Below are 17,574 nucleotides of genomic sequence, written 5' to 3'. Positions count from 1 at the left end.
TTTTTATTGATGAAAGCGATATCGTTTGCTATCAGCAGCATCATTGTAGGATAAATAGTGTTCTTTTTCTTGTTTCCGATATAAAAATGGAGTTGATATTTTGTGTTCTTTTATCTTCATTACGCTTGTCCCTTCGCTTGTTGTCAACGAAACAAAATCAGGTAAATAGTTGACGAAACGGAAATAAATACATAGTATTATGTTTTGAAGCCTAAGAACAACAGTCTATAGAAAAGGAGCGATACCATTGGCAAAACGCATGGACCGAATTTATATGTATGTCAAAGAAAAAACCGCTCATTTAACAAAGGCAGAATATGACCAAGGAGTAACGACACAAGAAATTGCTGAAGTGTTAGGAATCCAAAGAACGAATAGCAGTAAAGATCTGAATCAGCTAGTGCGCGAAGGAAAACTGATAAAGACAGATGGACGACCAGTACGTTACATATATCAAACACTCGCTACGCACGTAAAGCCAGCTGCAAAACATGTGGTCAGTTACAAAGAAACGCCGGTCTCTGAAGAAAAAAATACGCTCCAGATAGATACTAAGGATATCTTTGCAAAAATCATTGGAGCTAATGGTAGCATGAAAAACTCAGTGGAACAGGCAAAAGCTGCGATCTTGTATCCGCCAAGAGGATTAAATTGCTTGATTACAGGACCTACCGGATCAGGAAAGACTTATTTTGCGCACGCGATGTATCATTTTGCCAAAGCACATCATGTAATAGATGAGGAAACGGAACTGATTGTTTTCAATTGTGCTGATTACGCGAATAACCCTGAGCTTTTGATGAGCCATTTATTTGGGTATGCAAAAGGAGCCTTTACAGGTGCAGATGAAGAAAAAATGGGAATTATCGATCAAGCGGATGGTGGTATGTTATTTCTGGATGAAATTCACCGATTGCCTCCAGAAGGTCAAGAAATGATCTTTTACTTTATGGATCACGGGACTTACAGTCGACTTGGAGAAACAACGAAATCTCATGAAGCAAATGTACGAATCGTAGGTGCGACCACAGAAGATCCAGGCTCTTCGCTATTGGAAACTTTTGTTCGGCGTATCCCAATTAATATCAAACTTCCGGCTTTTGAAAAACGCCCTGCAAATGAGAAAGTCGATTTAGTAAAAATTATGATTGCCCACGAAGCGAACCGCACGCAACGAAAGATCTCTTTGACAGAAGATGTAGCAAAAGCACTGATTGGCAGTGTGACTTATGGGAATATAGGTCAATTGAAGTCGAATATCCAGTTAGTATGCGCACGAGGATTTCTAAATCATATGCAATCTCCCGAAATATCGATTACGATTGATGATTTGACAGAAGGGATTCGTAGCGGATTGATTCAATTAGCAAGCAACCGCAGTGCAATGGCAGAGCTTTCTAAAATATTGGAGCCAAAGATAACTGTAGCACCAAACGATACAATCATGAAAATCCAATCAGACTCCTATGAATTACCTTATAATCTATATGATATCATCGGAGATAAAGCAGCTTTGCTGAAGTCGGATGGGTTGGACCAAGAAGCAATCAATCACTTTATTTCTACAGATATCAACATCCATCTGAAGTCTTTTTATAAAGACCATGGGTTTTCTTTTAATGCAGATAGCAAATTAGCAGAATTTGTAGATCCAAAAATCATAGAAGTGACCAATCAGATTTATGTAATGGTCAAAAGATCTTTACCATATGACTTTCAGCAAAACTTTATTTATGCTATGAGCTTGCATATCAGTTCGTTTTTGAAAAAGATCAATTTAGGAGAAGAACGGCATACGAATGATAATATCCGTGAGATGGCATTTGATTTTCCAGATGAATATGCTGTTGCGAAAGAAGTGCGTAGTTATATAGAAACGTATTTTCAAGTGGATATTCCAGAAAGTGAAGACTACTACTTGACTGTTCTACTCGTCTCGTTACGGGCGAACCAAGCAAGCGGCAGAATCGGTGTAGTCGTTGCAGCTCACGGAAACAGTACAGCGAGCAGTATGGTTCAGGTTGTCCAACAGTTGTTAGATGCAGAGAACGTACGAGCAGTAGACATGCCGTTGGATATGGATCCGAAAACAGCTTTAGACCGCATTGAACGCAATGTACAAGAAGTAGATGAAGGAAGCGGGGTCATACTATTAGTGGATATGGGGTCCCTCGCCTCATTTAATTCGCAAATTCAGCGAGACACCGGGATACCTGTACGTACCGTTGACATGGTAACAACTTCTCTAGTTTTGGAAACTGTACGAAAGGTCTCTGTATTAGGGACAGATTTAGATATGTTGCATGAATCATTGAAGAATTTTCGAGGTTACGCAGAAATATCTTCTGTAGAACCTGTCCGGGAAACAAAACCTATCCATAAGAAAAAAGCTGTTTTGGCCATTTGTGCATCTGGCGAAGGTACAGCGCAAAGAATCAAAGAATTGATCGAACGAGCGGTAAATAAGCGTCAAGAAACAGAATTAGAAGTTCTAGCTTTGTCGATTGTGGAAGTGAAAGAAGAATTGCCAGTTATCCAAAAAGAATATCAGATCATAGCAACTACTGGAATTACTGATTTGAATATCCAAGCACCATTTATTCCTTTAGAGCGCTTCATTGATCAAAATATCGAAGTCATTTTGGATCAGTTGCTTATGGAATCAGAAATGGAAGAAACTGAATTCGTCTCGCTAGATGAAGAGACAGCTAAAAAAACATGTGTTGAATTTATCTCTGAGAACTTCATCTTTATCAATGGTAGTAAACTAATTGATCCAATGTGGCAATTTTCTACACAAATCTCTCAGACGATGGGAATTGGCAATGAAGAATATGGCTTTAAGATCAACTTAGTGATGCACACAGCAGGAATGATCGAACGGATTATTCGAAATGAAACGTTGATGGTGGAACAAAACGAATTGACGAATATAACGAGTGATCCTCTTTATAATCAATTAACAGCCTCGGTTGTCCTGCTAGAAGATAAGATAAAAGTAAAAGTGCCAATAGAAGAAATGTATTATCTGCTACGTCTAGTGCATAATCAGCTAGATAAAAAAGAATACACTATGCCTTAAATACACAAAAACGATACACTTTTATAGTGTATCGTTTTTGTGTATTGGTTAAGAATCCTTTAAATTCAATTAGTGTATCACAAAAAAATTGGCACGCTTTTTGCTTATAGTAGTGTGTGCTAGGAGGTGGTTGTTCACACAGAAATGATAGGGGTTTCTGTGAAGTAGTGAGGAAGAAGGAGTTTTGCAGATGGATATTCGATTGGCACGTATAGATGATCGTTTAATCCACGGGCAGGTCGCAACAGTTTGGTCGAAGCAAACAGGTGTTGAACGTATCATTGTGATCAGCGATGTAGTTGCTCAAGATAAATTGAGAAAGTTTCTATTAAAAGAAGCTGCACCGCCGGGAATCACAGCAAATGTAATAACCGTGCAGAAAATGATTCAAATCTATCATAGTGGACTATTATCACGAGCAAAAGTGATGCTTTTATTCACCAATCCTCAAGATGTTGAAGCGGTTGTCCGCTGCGGTGTACAGTTGAAGTCGTTGAATATCGGCGGTATGAGTTTTACTGAAGGCAAATCAATGATTACCAATTTTGTTTCAGTAAATCAACAAGATATTGATTCCTTTCGTTACTTGAACAGTCAAGAAGTGGAGTTAGAGATTCGAAAAGTACCTGCTGACAGGAAAATCCTTTTGATGGAACTACTAGCGAAAATCAAAAAGGTGTAACAAAAATGGTTGTTGGAAAAGGTCAAATAATTCTGTTGTAATGGTTAGCAATTATTAATATTTTTGAATTTGTTACAACAAAAGTAAATAGGAGGTATAAATATGGTAGGGATTATCCTAGCAAGTCATGGACAATTTGCTGAAGGAATCTTACAATCCGGTTCAATGATCTTTGGCGAACAAGAAAACGTCAAAGCTGTGATTTTGAAACCAAGTGAAGGTCCAGATGACTTGAGAGCCAAATTGGAAGAAGCGGTTGCTTCTTTTGATAATCAAGACGAAGTGTTATTCTTAGTTGATTTATGGGGCGGAACACCGTTCAATCAATCAAACACATTATTCGAAGAGCACAAAGATAAATGGGCAATCGTCAGCGGTTTGAATTTGCCAATGTTGATTGAAGCCTATGCATCACGCTTTTCAATGGAATCTGCTCATGAAATTGCAGCGCATATCATTGAAACAGCAAAAGATGGTGTAAAAGTGAAACCGGAAGAATTAGAACCGGCAGAAGCACCGAAAGTAGCAGTACAACAAACGTCAGCTGCAGGAGCTCCTGGTAAATTCAGTTATGTTTTAGCCCGTATCGATTCACGTCTGCTTCATGGACAAGTAGCAACAGCGTGGACAAAAGCAACGAATCCAACACGCATTATCGTTGTTTCTGATGCGGTAGCAAAAGACGATCTTCGTAAGAAATTGATCCAACAAGCTGCTCCTCCAGGTGTAAAAGCACACGTTGTTCCAGTTGAAAAAATGATCGAACTTGCGAAAGATGATCAACATTTTGGCGGACAACGCGCGTTACTGTTATTCGAAAATCCTCAAGATGTTTTAAGAGCAGTTGAAGGCGGCGTACCGTTGGAGACAGTGAATGTCGGATCAATGGCACACTCACCTGGTAAAGTACAACCAAATAAAGTGTTGGCGTTTAGCCAAGCTGATATTGATACTTTCAATAAATTAAAAGAAGCTGGAATCAATTTCGATGTACGTAAAGTACCAAATGATTCAAAAGGAAACATGGATGAAATTTTGAAGAAAGCACAAGATGAATTAAACAAACACGCATAGTAAAACTATCAGAAAAAATGGAGGATTAACATCATGGAATTAAACTTTATTCAAGTGATATTAGTCATTATCGTTGCATTTTTAGCTGGTATGGAAGGAATTCTTGATGAATTTCATTTCCATCAACCAGTAATCGCATGTACGTTAATTGGCTTAGTTACTGGGAACCTAATCCCTTGTCTTATCTTAGGTGGTACATTACAAATGATCGCTCTTGGTTGGGCAAACATCGGCGCTGCTGTGGCTCCTGATGCTGCTTTAGCATCTGTTGCATCTGCAATTATTTTAGTATTAGGTGGACAAGGAAGAGCTGGGGTTTCTTCAGCTATCGCTATTGCTGTACCTCTTGCTGTTGCTGGTTTATTATTAACAATCATCTGCCGTACAATCGCAACTGCATTCGTTCATTTAATGGATGCTGCTGCAAAAGAAGGTAACTTTAGAAAAGTTGAATTATGGCACATTATTGCTATCTGCATGCAAGGTATTCGTATTGCTATTCCTGCTGGATTGATCTTAGCTATCGGCGAAGGTCCAGTGAAAGGCTTGCTAGAATCTATGCCAGTCTGGTTAACAGACGGTCTTGCTATTGGTGGAGGTATGGTTGTTGCTGTAGGTTATGCAATGGTTATTAACATGATGGCAACTAAAGAAGTATGGCCATTCTTTGCAATTGGTTTTGTTTTAGCAACTGTTTCCGAAATTACACTTATCGGACTAGGGGCAATCGGTGTAGCTTTAGCTCTTATCTACTTGGCACTTTCTAAACAAGGTGGCGGTTCTGGTAATAATGGTGGAAGCTCAAATACTGGTGACCCACTGGGCGATATAATCGATAACTATTAAGGGAGGCGTACACGAAAATGGCAGAAGAAAGAATTCAATTATCTAAAAAAGATCGTGTTTCTGTTTGGTGGCGTTCGACTTTCCTTCAAGGATCTTGGAACTACGAACGTATGCAAAATGGTGGCTGGGCATTCTCTATGATTCCAGCAATTAAAAAATTATATAAAACAAAAGAAGATCGTGCGGCTGCATTGGAACGTCACTTAGAGTTCTTCAATACACATCCATATGTAGCATCTCCAATTATTGGGGTTACTCTAGCACTTGAAGAAGAACGGGCAAATGGTGCACCTGTTGATGACGTAACAATTCAAGGGGTTAAGGTTGGTATGATGGGGCCTTTAGCTGGTATCGGTGACCCAGTATTCTGGTTTACAGTAAAACCTATCCTTGGAGCGTTGGCTGCTTCTCTAGCGATGAGCGGGAACATCTTAGGACCTATCATTTACTTCCTAGGTTGGAACATCATCCGTATGGCATTTATGTGGTATACACAAGAATTTGGTTATAAAGCTGGTTCTAAAATTACAGAAGATTTATCTGGTGGATTATTGCAAGATATCACAAAAGGTGCTTCGATTCTAGGGATGTTTATTCTTGGATCGCTAGTTAATCGCTGGGTATCAATTAACTTTACTCCTGTTGTTTCAACAGTCAAACTTGATAAAGGTGCCTATATCGACTGGAATAACTTGCCTTCTGGTGCAGAAGGAATTAAAACTGCATTGGAACAACAAGCTGCTGGTTTGTCACTGTCATCTGAAAAAGTAACTACTTTACAAGATAACTTGAATAGTTTGATTCCTGGTCTAGCTGCTCTATGTTTAACATTATTCTGTATGTGGTTACTTAAGAAAAAAGTATCACCTATTGTCATTATCCTTGGATTATTTGTGGTTGGTATTGTCTTCCACTTGATTGGGTTAATGTAATCTTGAAAATATATGTAAGTTAAGTAATGGTTGAAACTACTTGTTTCTGAAAAAACGGTTACTTTGGAAAACTGTGCCAATTCCTATTGGCACAGTTTTTTTATCAGTACATTAGAAGATTCTTTGCTTAAATAGGTAAAAACATCTATAATTGATTCACTAGTTAATTTAAAGAATGGAGTAGAATAAATGGTACAATCAATCAATACGAAAGTCGATTTAACGATTAATGCTACTTCCTATCTGGGAATTGCTGAGTATGGAAAAATCATGATTGGCGATAAAGGTTTTGAATTTTACAATGAAAGAGATGCCCGAAAATTTGTTCAGATTCCATGGGAAGAAGTCGACTATGTGATTGCTTCCGTTATGTTCAAAGGAAAATGGATTCCTCGTTTTGCTATCCAAACAAAAAGAAATGGGACTTATTCTTTTTCTTCTAAAAAGCCCAAAATGGTGTTAAAAGCGATACGTGAATATGTAGAACCTAGTCATATGGTTAAATCATTAAGCTTAGTCGATGTTATCAAACGAGGGATCAAAGGGATTTTCAAACCCAAGTAAAAAATAAAAGTTGACCAAACCAATTATTTGTCCCCTTTAAATCCCTTATGCTAAAATTGATTAGCAAAGAAGGAGGTTATATTATGAGTTGGTTATGGACATTGATTGTTGGAGCTGTGATCGGAGCGATTGCAGGTGCAATCACCAGCAAAGGAAATTCGATGGGCTGTATCACGAATATCATTGCTGGATTAGTTGGTTCAAGTATTGGACAAGCGATTTTCGGCGAATGGGGACCAAAAGCTGCAGGTATGGCACTTATTCCATCTATTTTAGGTGCAGTGATTTTGGTAGCAGTTGTCTCGTTTTTCTTTGGAAAACGGTCATAAGTTTTTTACAAAATAGTAAACTAAAAGGAGTTGCAGCGAGACTGTGACTCCTTTTTGGCTTTCTTTCTTTAAAAGAAAAAGAAGTTTTCCGGAAATTTTTATTTAACTGTCGTGTACGAAGAAAAGTTTGCTATAATAGAAAAAAGCGTGCAAAGAAAGAGGGAGTTTCATTATGATGCTACGTGTAGAAAAATTGCGCAAAAAAATGCAAGAAGAAAATTTGGATTCATTTTTGGTTACCAGTCCGTACAATCTTCGTTACTTAACGAACTTTACAGGTACGACAGGATTAGCTGTTATTACTTTGGAAAATGCATTTTTTATTACTGATTTTCGTTATACCGAGCAGGCGGCAGCGCAGGCTCAAGGATTTGAAATTATTAAAAATGTCGGACCTATTTTTGATGAGGTAGCAAACTTAGTACGCAAAGAAGAACTGCACTCATTAGCTTTTGAGGAAACAACAGTCTCATTTTTAGAATATTCGGTTTTAGAAGAAATCATCGATGCGGAATTAGTACCTGTTTCACAGATGATTGAAGAACTTAGAGAAGTGAAAGATGAAGAAGAAATCGCCATTATCGAAAAAGCATGTAATATTGCGGATATGGCTTATGATCACATCCTGAAAATGATCCAACCGGGCATGACTGAGATTGAAGTCGCAAATCAACTAGACTTTTATATGCGTTCTCTTGGCGCTTCAGGTGTTTCTTTTGATACGATCGTTGCTAGCGGATTGCGTTCGGCTATGCCGCATGGTGTAGCAAGCAAGAAACTCATCGAACAAGGTGACTTGATCACGTTGGATTTTGGCTGCTATTACGAAGGATATGTTTCTGATATGACACGTACATTCGCTATTGGTGATCCTGGAGAAAAATTAAAAGAAATATATCAAGTAGTTCTAGATGCGCAATTAGCGGTTATTGATGCTGCGAAACCAGGAATGACTGGTGTACAATTAGACGCAGTTGCTAGAGATTATATTTCAAAACATGGTTACGGTGAAGCATTTGGACATTCTACAGGACATGGGATCGGTCTGGAGATCCACGAAGGACCGAATGTTTCTTCTCGTGCGGAAAAACAATTTGTACCAGGAAATGTAATTACTGACGAGCCAGGGATCTACTTACCAGGAATCGGTGGGGTACGTATTGAGGACGATTTGCTGATCACAGAAGATGGCAATCGTGTATTGACTCGTTCACCAAAAGAATTGATCATCTTATAGTCTCGTCCATAAAAGAAGTAAGCGTAAAAATCAGTGTTCACAGACTTTGTTATAGAAAATCGCTTGATTTAATGATACACTATAGAAGAACTTTTAAGCTGTAAGAGATAATAAAGTTGGATATTTTCTCCAATTCATAGCAATTTGCAGCTGATCGGCGGCAGTTTTTTTACCAAATGATCATTATAGCCGCATCATAGAGAATTCGGATGTATCTCGTGCTTAGGCAAAGGGAGGAATAAATAAATGGCAGATGAAAAAAATTTGATTTTAAACGCAAACCAAGATTTGGGAGAGATTGTGATTGCTCCTGAAGTCATCGAAGTAATCATCGGGATTGCTGCTTCTAAAGTAGAAGGCGTATACGGAATGCGCGGAACTTTTGCCAGCAATGTCACTGAATTATTAGGACGAGCAGCTCACGGAAAAGGTGTTTACTTGGCAAATGAGGAAGATGGCTTGAAAGTAGATCTTTACTGCTACCTGGAATATGGTGTTTCAGTTCCTAAAGTTGCAATGGAAATGCAAGAACGGGTTAGCCAGCAAGTCCTTTTCATGACAGATATCGATCTAGCTGAAGTCAATATCCATGTAGTAGCTGTTGTTCCTGAAAAATTAGAACAACCAACAATCGAAGAACTTTTTGAAGACGAAGAGGAAGAGAATGAATAAAGAATTATCAAGACACGAGATTCGGGAGATGGCATTGCAGGCTTTATTTCCGTTAGACTTCAATGCAGACCTAACAAAAGAAGATGCGATTTTCAACGCAATCGAATTAGACCACCGCGACATGATCAATGAAGATGAATCAGAGTTTGTTCCTGTTTATCTTGATACGCTAGTTGGCGGTGTCTGTGCAAAAAAAGATGAATTGGATAAAGTGATCGAAAAACATTTGAAAAACAATTGGCATATCAATCGGATCTCAAAAATGGATTTGGTGATCTTGCGTATCGCGATTTTTGAAATGACTTATGTGACAGATGTACCAGCGGCTGTTGCTTTAAATGAAGCAATTGAGTTGGCAAAAACATTTAGTGATGACCGTTCGCGTAAATTCGTCAACGGTGTTTTATCCAATGTATTAAAAGAATTAGAAGCTGGGGCGTAAGTCCTAGCTTTTTTCTGTGAATCATCATAAACCTGTTATAAATCGGGAAAATTCTATGGTAGAATGAAAACACAAAAAATATCTGGGAGTGGTTAGATGGCAGAATTGATTAACGGAAAAGAATTAGCTGAAAAAATGCAGGCAGACATTGCTGAAAAAATCCAAAAATTGAAAGATAATGGTATCCATCCCGGATTAGTTGTTTTATTGGTAGGGGAAAATCCAGCCAGTCAAATCTATGTAAGAAATAAAGAACGCGTAGCAAAAGAAATCGGAATCCATTCATCAGTAGAGCGTTATCCTGAGACGATTTCTGAAAACGAACTACTTGCAGAAATCGAAAAATACAATCAAGATCCTAGATTTCATGGTATATTGGTCCAATTACCATTGCCAAAGCATATAGATGAAGAAAAGATCCTGTTAGCTATCCGTCCTGAAAAAGACGTAGACGGTTTTCATCCAATGAATTTAGGCAGACTCCTTGCGGGTAAACCGGACAAGATTCCTTGTACGCCATACGGCATCATGAAAATGTTTGAAGCTTATTCTATCGATCCGGCGGGTAAACGAGCAGTAGTTATCGGACGAAGCAATATCGTCGGCAAACCGATGGCTCAGCTGCTCTTGATGGCAGATGCAACTGTTACTGTTGCTCATTCTAAAACCGAAAATCTGGCTGAACTGGCACAAGAAGCAGATATCTTAGTCGTAGCAATAGGACGTGGACATTTTGTCACAAAAGAATTCGTAAAACCAGGTGCTGTAGTGATCGATGTAGGGATGAACCGTGATGCTAACGGTAAGCTGATCGGTGATGTGAAATTTGATGAAGTGGAGCCTATTGCAGGCTGGATCACTCCTGTGCCAAAGGGTGTAGGGCCAATGACTATCACAATGCTGATGTATCAAACCGTAAAATCTGCCGAAGCTTTTGGAGCAGGTGAATAAATGGCACAAGAATATTTAACTGTCACTACATTAACGAGGTATTTGAAACGTAAATTTGATGCCGATCCTTATTTAGAACGGGTATATTTAACCGGTGAAATATCGAATTTCCGTTTACGCGCCAATGCCCATCAATATTTCAGCTTAAAAGATGATCATGCAAAAATATCTGCTATTATGTTCAAAGGTGCATTCCAAAAATTACGATTCCATCCAAAAGAAGGAATGAAAGTCCTTGTTGTTGGGCGTATTTCACTCTATGAAGCGGGAGGTTCGTATCAAATCTATGTAGAGCACATGGAGCCTGATGGAATAGGTGCTTTATATCAAGAATTGGAAGAACGAAAAGAAAAGCTGATGAAGGAAGGCCTTTTTCAAGGTCCTAAAAAAATGTTGCCGCGTTTCCCAAAGCGAATCGCGATTCTTACCAGTCCAAGCGGAGCGGTTATACGCGATATCATCACGACGGTGAAAAGAAGGTATCCAATTGTCCAATTGGTTTTGTTCCCAACCGTTGTACAAGGGAATCAAGCAGCGGACAATGTTGTCAAAAATATCCGACGAGTAGAAGAGATGGGCGATTTTGATACAATGATCATTGGTCGTGGGGGCGGATCGATTGAGGATTTGTGGCCGTTTAATGAAGAACGGGTTGCCCGAGCGATTTATCAAGCCAATACGCCGGTGATCTCATCTGTGGGACATGAAACAGATACCACGATCGCTGATTTAGTAGCAGATGTTCGGGCTGCTACTCCAACAGCAGCTGCAGAATTAGCTGTTCCTGTTTTGTCAGAAGAGTTGATGCGCATTCAAGAACGGCAAGCTAGATTGCAGCAGGCGTTTGTACGCCAGATCCAGCGCAAACAAGAACGGTTCGAGCGTGCTCGACGTTCCTATGTCTTTCGGCAGCCTGAAAGATTGTATGAAGGTCAGACCATCAAATTAGATCAATTGAAACAGCGATTATATCAAGCTACACAGCAGATTTATCATGCAAAAGAAAAGCAAACGATCGCGTTAAGCCACCAATTGGAACAAGTGGCTCCGCTTTATCGAGTCAAAGCAGCCCGCCAAGAAACTGCTTATCTAGAAAAACGTTTAGAAGAGAAAATCCAACAATATATGAAACAACAGCAGCAGCGTTTTGCTCAAGCTGTTCAATCTCTTGATTTGTTGAGTCCATTGAAAATCATGGGAAGAGGCTACAGCTATACGACGTTAAATGATCAAGTAGTAAAAAGTGTCTCCGAGATTCATCAAGGGGATTTGCTGACAATCCATTATCAAGATGGAATCGTTAAAGGACAAGTACAAGAGATAGATAAAGGAGAATAAGAATATGGAAAATCCAACTTTTGAAGAGTCACTGCAAGAATTAGAAAAAATCGTCATGCAGCTAGAACAAGGGGACGTTCCATTAGAATCAGCTCTAGATTCGTTTAAACGAGGAATGGAATTAAGCAAACATTGCCAAGATACCTTAGCTAAAGCAGAAGAAACTTTGACGAAAATGATGACAGAATCAAATGAAGAAGTTGATTTTGACGGAAACGAGGAAAGCTGAGATGAGATTAACTGACTTTTCAGCTATTCATCTACCTGCTGTAGAAAAAGAAATCTTGTCTTTTTTAGATGAACATACGACGGATAGAGCGCTCTGTGATGCGATGACTTATTCAGTGAAAGCAGGTGGAAAAAGAATCCGTCCCTTATTACTTTTAGCGGCCGTTGCTTCCTTTGATGAGCCTATCGATGTTCCCGTCTATCAAGTAGCAGCTGCTTTAGAAATGGTGCATACGTATTCCTTGATCCACGATGATTTGCCTGCGATGGACAATGATGATCTTCGAAGGGGAAAACCTACCAATCACAAAGTATTCGGCGAAGCGTTAGCTATATTGGCTGGAGATGGTTTACTGACAGGCGCATTCCAGCTGATCAGTATGGCACACTTGGGTCATTCTCCTAAGCTTCTGTTGCTTCAGCAATTAGCTGTTTGTGCGGGGGCACAAGGTATGGTGGCTGGACAAGCTGCAGATATCGAAGGAGAATCAAAAAAGCTTTCATTAGAGGAATTAGCATTTATTCATGAAAGAAAGACAGGACGTTTGATTCGTTATGCCTTGCTAGCTGGAGGTATATTAGCGAAGCAACCTGAAGAAATCTTATTGCTACTTCAACGATTAGCCGAACATTTAGGTTTGGCTTTCCAGATAAGAGATGATCTACTTGATGTGATTGGTACAACGAAAACGTTAGGGAAAACAGCTGGCAAAGATGAACGTATGGAAAAAAACACTTACCCGCGTTTATTAGGACTAGAAAAGACACATGAGGCGTTGGAGATTGAGTTGTTATCCGCTAATAAGATCATAGACAAATTAGAAGAGGACGTTTTTTCTTTTGATGGCAGGCTGATGCGCCAGATGATCAAGCAATTTGATGTGGAGAAATGAGGGAAAGAATGGAAAAAGAACGCGTAGATGTATTAGCGGTCAAACAAGGATTATTTGAAACAAGAGAACAAGCCAAACGTTCAGTTATGGCTGGTTTGATTTACAACGAAAAAAACGAGCGGTTTGATAAACCGGGAGAAAAAATTCCAGTAAGTAGTGAATTAAGAGTCAAAGGTAAAAAACTTCCTTATGTTTCTCGGGGTGGATTAAAATTAGAAAAAGCGCTCAAAGCATTTGATCTATCTGTTGAAGGAAAAACATTGTTAGATATCGGTGCTTCCACTGGCGGATTTACTGATGCAGCTTTGCAAAATGGTGCTAAAATGAGCTATGCTTTAGATGTCGGTTACAATCAGCTAGCTTGGAAAATCAGACAAGATCCTAGAGTCGTCGTAATGGAAAGAGTGAATTTTCGTTATGCAAAACCCGAAGACTTTACCTTAGGGATTCCAGAAGTTGCTGTCATCGATGTTTCTTTTATTTCACTAAAACTGATGCTGCCTCCATTACATGCTATTTTAAAAGAAGAGGGAGAAGTGATTGCCTTAATCAAACCCCAATTCGAAGCAGGCAGAGAAGCTGTAGGGAAAAACGGAATTGTTCGTGACGCACAGACCCATCAAAAAATTTTAGAAGACATTTTGTCATTTGCGGCACAAGGTGGATATGATGTGCTGGAAGTAAGTTATTCTCCAATCACGGGGGGAGAAGGAAATATCGAGTTCTTGGCTCACTTGAGGAAGGTACCTGAAAGCGGCACGATCAATCCAGCTATTAATATGGCAGAAGTGGTTTCAAACGCACACGAACAGTTTGACCATAAATAAATTGTAACTGTGAAAATCAAGTGAGAAGTATGCGGATTCTTCTTTATTATACCAAGGAAATAAGCTATCATTGGTTAAGAAGAATAAGCTAAGGAGCGAAGACGTAATGAGAAAAAAAGATCGGCATCGTTTGATTACTCGATTGTTGAGTGAGCAAGATATCCGAAAGCAGGAAGAATTTGTTGAAATCCTGAAAAGCAAAGGAATATCTGTTACTCAAGCTACGATTTCCAGAGATATAAAGGAACTAAAACTGATTAAGGTACCGGCCTCAGATGGCGGCTACCGTTATAGTATACCAGCTGAAACAAATGAAGATGTAAATACTAAATTGGAAAAACTGTTAAAAGACGCTTTCGTAGCAGTTGACCAAATGGAAAAATTTGTTACTTTGAAAACTTTGCCGGGGAATGCTTCGGCAGCAGCGAATTTGATCGATAAGCGCTACAAGAAAGAATTATTTTCGATTATCAATGATGACGATAATGTTTTGATGATTACACGAACTGAAGACCAGGCAGTTTTACTAAAGAAAGACTTCCTGCATTACCTTTAAGTTGAGGAGCGAATGTGATGCTACAAGAAATCAGTATTACTAACTTTGCGATTATTCCGGAATTGCGGCTTTCTTTTCACGAAGGAATGACCGCGCTGACCGGAGAGACTGGTGCGGGTAAATCCATCATTATCGATGCTTTAGGTTTGTTAGCAGGAGGAAGAGGTTCAAGCGATTATATACGTCAAGGCGCAGAAAAATGCATTCTTGAAGGATTGTTTGAACTTCCGAAACAAGAAGGATTCTCTGAATTGATGGTTGAATTAGGTATCGAAACGGATGAAGACAATCTGATCGTTCGACGAGATATGTCGTTGACTGGAAAAAATGTTTGCCGAGTGAATGGTCACATCATCACGCTAGCTAATCTAAGGAAAATCGGCAGTTATTTAGTGGATATCCAAGGGCAAAACGAACATCAGGAACTGCTCCAGCCTGAATCACATCTTGCTTTATTGGATCGTTTTGGAGATGCAGCTTTCCAACAGAAGAAAAAGAGTTATCAGCAAGAATATACCTCTTATCGTGAGCTGGAAAAAAGGGTACGAAAAGTGCAGCAAAATGAAAAATCCTATGTTCAGAGAATAGATATGCTCCATTTCCAGCAAGAAGAAATAGCTGCTGCTGATTTGCAAGTCGGAGAAGAAGAGAAATTAAAAGAAGAAAGAGAAAAACTTAGCAATTATCAAAAAATTGCTGATGGATTAGCTGCAGGCTACGGAGCACTGACGAATAATGAACAAAACAGTGTAGATGGCGTTGGCTTGGCCGTTGCAGAATTGCAAGGGATCGCACATCTAGATGTGGAGTATGAAGCAATTTATGAAAATATCCAAAGTGCTTACTATTTGTTACAAGATGCAATCGGAGACATGAGTCGTCAAATCGATTTGTTGGAGTTAGATGAGAACCGTTTAGAAGAAGTGACTCAACGTCTAGAATTAATCCGACAGTTGAAACGCAAATATGGCGAATCCATTGAGTCGATATTGGCTTACTATGACGAAATCACCGAAGAGCTAGCTTCTTCTGATTTTTCAGAAGGTCAATTGGACAAAATGAAAGAGGAACTAGAGCAAAAAGAGCTTCTACTTCAGCAACAAGCCGCAGATCTTCATGAAGCGCGTAAAAAAATCGCAAAAGAATTGGAAAAATCCATTCTGCATGAATTAAAAAGTCTGTATATGGAAAACACTGAGTTTGAAGTACGTTTCTTAAAAGAAGAAAACAGACAATTGAATCATGATGGGTTTGACCAAATCGAATTCTACATTACGACCAATCCAGGAGAGCCGCTGAAGCCTTTAGTGAAAGTCGCTTCTGGTGGCGAATTATCTCGGATGTTACTGGCTTTGAAAACGATTTTTTCTTCTGAGCAAGGTGTGACAAGTATTATCTTTGATGAAGTGGATACAGGTGTAAGTGGAAGAGTTGCACAAGCCATCGCGGATAAAATTTCTCAAATATCGAAATACTCTCAAGTTTTGTGCATCACTCATCTACCGCAAGTCGCCGCAGTCGCCGACTATCAATATTATATCGTGAAAGCAGTGATTGATGGTCGTACGCAAACTTCTGTTTCAGAATTGAAAACAAAAGAAAGAGAAGAAGAAATTGCACGCATGCTAGCTGGAAGTGAGATTACAAAACTGACACTCGAACATGCAAAAGAACTATTGCAACTCGCAAGAAGGACCTGATCCACCTCGTAGTGGTTCAGGTCCTTTTTAGCAGCTGATAGCTATATTTTATTTTTTACATGACACTCATGACAGCAGTCAATACAACAGACCCAATCGTTAAAATCAGCATCGTCCAAATGACAAATTTTGTTACTTTAGCAAAAGTACTTGTTTGTTTTTTTTCACGCATTGTTTTCAACCTCGTAATTAATTAGTTAATCCAAGTGTACAATCTTTTTGTCTTTTCTACAAGAGGTCTTTTTTATAAAAACTTCCCTTTTTTTAAATAATAGGTAGTTACGATACAAATAAATAATGTTAATAGGACTAGCCAGATAAACGCATCATCTCTTTCAGCAATGGGTAGCTTGATGTTCATCCCATAGATACTTCCGATGATTGTTGGTATAGTTAATATAATCGTTAAAGAAGTTAAAATTTTCATAATATTATTCAAATTATTCGATACAATTGCTGAAAAAGTCTGATTCATTTGTTCTACTAGTTTTAATTGAATGCGAGAAGTAGTCATTGCTTGCTCTGTTTCTACCAATACATCACGCAGATGGTTTTTCAACGCATGATTTTCTTGGAAAAGTTTATTTTGCGCTAATTCTTTCAATGCATCTAAATTAGCAGAAGTCGCTTCTCTGAAATAAACAAGGCTTTTTTGGATATCCATGATTTGATAAAGTTGTTTGTTTTCAGTTGATACTTGAAGTTTGGCTTCCAAAGTATCGCATTGAGATTGAAGCGTAGCTAAATAACTGTTATAAGACAGTGTAACCTGCCAGATGAATTGAAAGAAGATATTGAGATTGGGTGAAACATCGCTTTTTGGAAAGGTTTGACTAAAGACTTTCTTTAAAAATAGTGGTTCATGATTCGTAATTGTGATAAGCTTCTTTTTGGGCGTCAAAATGATAGAGAGCGGGTATGTATCCACTTGAAAATAACCGCTAGGACTTGTTTTAGCAAACGGATATTGTAACAATAATAACGCTGGTTTTGTCAACTTTGATTGATTGAATTCTTCTGTACGGGAATTTTCTGCATCGTCCAATATGGAAGTGATGTAATCTGACGGAATTTCAAATTGATGTGTCAGCTGATGAATCTCTTCTTGATTGGGACGTTCTACACAATACCAGATCGTTTGGTCAGTTTCCTTTCCGGTATTACGCAGTTTCTCATTATCTAATGTAAAATATTTGATCATGATTTTCCTCCTGTTGCCTG

Annotated in this window: 19 protein-coding genes; 17 read left to right on the top strand and 2 right to left on the bottom strand. The window is 38.8% G+C overall.

Annotated features, from left to right (window positions below; all coding sequences use genetic code 11):
* The first annotated feature begins 274 nt into the window (after nt 1-274).
* From AB3I27_RS08400 to recN, 17 genes are all read left to right on the top strand, one after another.
* Nucleotides 275-3,082, top strand: a complete 2,808-nt coding sequence (locus tag AB3I27_RS08400) for a sigma 54-interacting transcriptional regulator (protein ID WP_172401376.1) — start codon at nt 275-277, stop codon at nt 3,080-3,082.
* A gap of 190 nt (nt 3,083-3,272) precedes the next feature.
* Complete coding sequence (locus AB3I27_RS08395) at nt 3,273-3,764, top strand: mannose/fructose/sorbose PTS transporter subunit IIB (protein WP_002289455.1); 492 nt, start codon at nt 3,273-3,275, stop codon at nt 3,762-3,764.
* Nucleotides 3,765-3,866: 102 nt separating this feature from the next.
* Nucleotides 3,867-4,838, top strand: a complete 972-nt coding sequence (locus tag AB3I27_RS08390; protein WP_222896877.1) for a mannose/fructose/sorbose PTS transporter subunit IIA — start codon at nt 3,867-3,869, stop codon at nt 4,836-4,838.
* Between the two features lie 33 nt (nt 4,839-4,871).
* Nucleotides 4,872-5,684 carry a PTS mannose/fructose/sorbose transporter subunit IIC gene (locus AB3I27_RS08385; RefSeq protein ID WP_002291898.1) on the top strand — a complete coding sequence of 271 codons (813 nt, stop codon included), beginning with the start codon at nt 4,872-4,874 and terminating at the stop codon, nt 5,682-5,684.
* A gap of 17 nt (nt 5,685-5,701) precedes the next feature.
* Nucleotides 5,702-6,616 (top strand): PTS system mannose/fructose/sorbose family transporter subunit IID, encoded by a 915-nt coding sequence (locus AB3I27_RS08380; protein ID WP_002291896.1) that lies wholly within the window; start codon nt 5,702-5,704, stop codon nt 6,614-6,616.
* A 189-nt stretch (nt 6,617-6,805) separates the two neighbouring features.
* Entirely contained in the window at nt 6,806-7,180 is a 375-nt protein-coding gene (locus AB3I27_RS08375; protein ID WP_002291894.1) for a DUF956 family protein, read from the top strand.
* An 83-nt stretch (nt 7,181-7,263) separates the two neighbouring features.
* Nucleotides 7,264-7,509, top strand: a complete 246-nt coding sequence (locus tag AB3I27_RS08370) for a GlsB/YeaQ/YmgE family stress response membrane protein (protein WP_002291892.1) — start codon at nt 7,264-7,266, stop codon at nt 7,507-7,509.
* A 172-nt stretch (nt 7,510-7,681) separates the two neighbouring features.
* Nucleotides 7,682-8,746, top strand: a complete 1,065-nt coding sequence (locus tag AB3I27_RS08365; RefSeq protein ID WP_002291890.1) for a Xaa-Pro peptidase family protein — start codon at nt 7,682-7,684, stop codon at nt 8,744-8,746.
* Between the two features lie 246 nt (nt 8,747-8,992).
* Complete coding sequence (locus AB3I27_RS08360) at nt 8,993-9,418, top strand: Asp23/Gls24 family envelope stress response protein (RefSeq protein ID WP_002291889.1); 426 nt, start codon at nt 8,993-8,995, stop codon at nt 9,416-9,418.
* Complete coding sequence (nusB, locus tag AB3I27_RS08355; protein ID WP_002286662.1) at nt 9,411-9,860, top strand: transcription antitermination factor NusB; 450 nt, start codon at nt 9,411-9,413, stop codon at nt 9,858-9,860. The genes AB3I27_RS08360 and nusB overlap by 8 nt, the downstream gene beginning before the upstream one ends.
* Before the next feature lie 96 nt (nt 9,861-9,956).
* Entirely contained in the window at nt 9,957-10,811 is an 855-nt protein-coding gene (locus AB3I27_RS08350; RefSeq protein ID WP_002291887.1) for a bifunctional methylenetetrahydrofolate dehydrogenase/methenyltetrahydrofolate cyclohydrolase, read from the top strand.
* Nucleotides 10,812-12,149, top strand: coding sequence for an exodeoxyribonuclease VII large subunit (gene xseA / locus AB3I27_RS08345; RefSeq protein WP_002291885.1), 1,338 nt, complete (start codon nt 10,812-10,814; stop codon nt 12,147-12,149).
* 4 nt (nt 12,150-12,153) lie between these two features.
* The gene (locus AB3I27_RS08340; RefSeq protein WP_002286657.1) at nt 12,154-12,378 is read left to right on the top strand and encodes an exodeoxyribonuclease VII small subunit; all 225 of its coding nucleotides are present in this window, start codon (nt 12,154-12,156) and stop codon (nt 12,376-12,378) included.
* 1 nt (nt 12,379) lies between these two features.
* Nucleotides 12,380-13,270 (top strand): polyprenyl synthetase family protein, encoded by an 891-nt coding sequence (locus AB3I27_RS08335; protein ID WP_002329021.1) that lies wholly within the window; start codon nt 12,380-12,382, stop codon nt 13,268-13,270.
* A gap of 8 nt (nt 13,271-13,278) precedes the next feature.
* Nucleotides 13,279-14,097, top strand: a complete 819-nt coding sequence (locus AB3I27_RS08330) for a TlyA family RNA methyltransferase (RefSeq protein ID WP_002291881.1) — start codon at nt 13,279-13,281, stop codon at nt 14,095-14,097.
* A gap of 106 nt (nt 14,098-14,203) precedes the next feature.
* Complete coding sequence (locus AB3I27_RS08325) at nt 14,204-14,653, top strand: arginine repressor (protein ID WP_002291879.1); 450 nt, start codon at nt 14,204-14,206, stop codon at nt 14,651-14,653.
* A 17-nt stretch (nt 14,654-14,670) separates the two neighbouring features.
* Nucleotides 14,671-16,353 (top strand): DNA repair protein RecN, encoded by a 1,683-nt coding sequence (gene recN, locus AB3I27_RS08320; RefSeq protein WP_047927753.1) that lies wholly within the window; start codon nt 14,671-14,673, stop codon nt 16,351-16,353.
* A gap of 55 nt (nt 16,354-16,408) precedes the next feature.
* Here recN and AB3I27_RS08315 read toward each other — a convergent pair whose 3' ends face one another.
* Both AB3I27_RS08315 and AB3I27_RS08310 read right to left on the bottom strand, forming a co-directional pair.
* Nucleotides 16,409-16,525 carry a DUF4044 domain-containing protein gene (locus AB3I27_RS08315; RefSeq protein ID WP_002291876.1) on the bottom strand — a complete coding sequence of 39 codons (117 nt, stop codon included), beginning with the start codon at nt 16,523-16,525 and terminating at the stop codon, nt 16,409-16,411.
* A gap of 72 nt (nt 16,526-16,597) precedes the next feature.
* Nucleotides 16,598-17,554, bottom strand: coding sequence for a magnesium transporter CorA family protein (locus tag AB3I27_RS08310; protein ID WP_002291874.1), 957 nt, complete (start codon nt 17,552-17,554; stop codon nt 16,598-16,600).
* Between the last annotated feature and the right edge of the window lie 20 nt (nt 17,555-17,574).

Source organism: Enterococcus sp. C46 (assembly GCF_040887565.1).
Lineage (GTDB): Bacteria > Bacillota > Bacilli > Lactobacillales > Enterococcaceae > Enterococcus_B > Enterococcus_B lactis.
The sequence above is the reverse complement of the archived record's forward strand: the minus strand, read 5'-3'. Positions and strand labels throughout refer to the sequence as shown.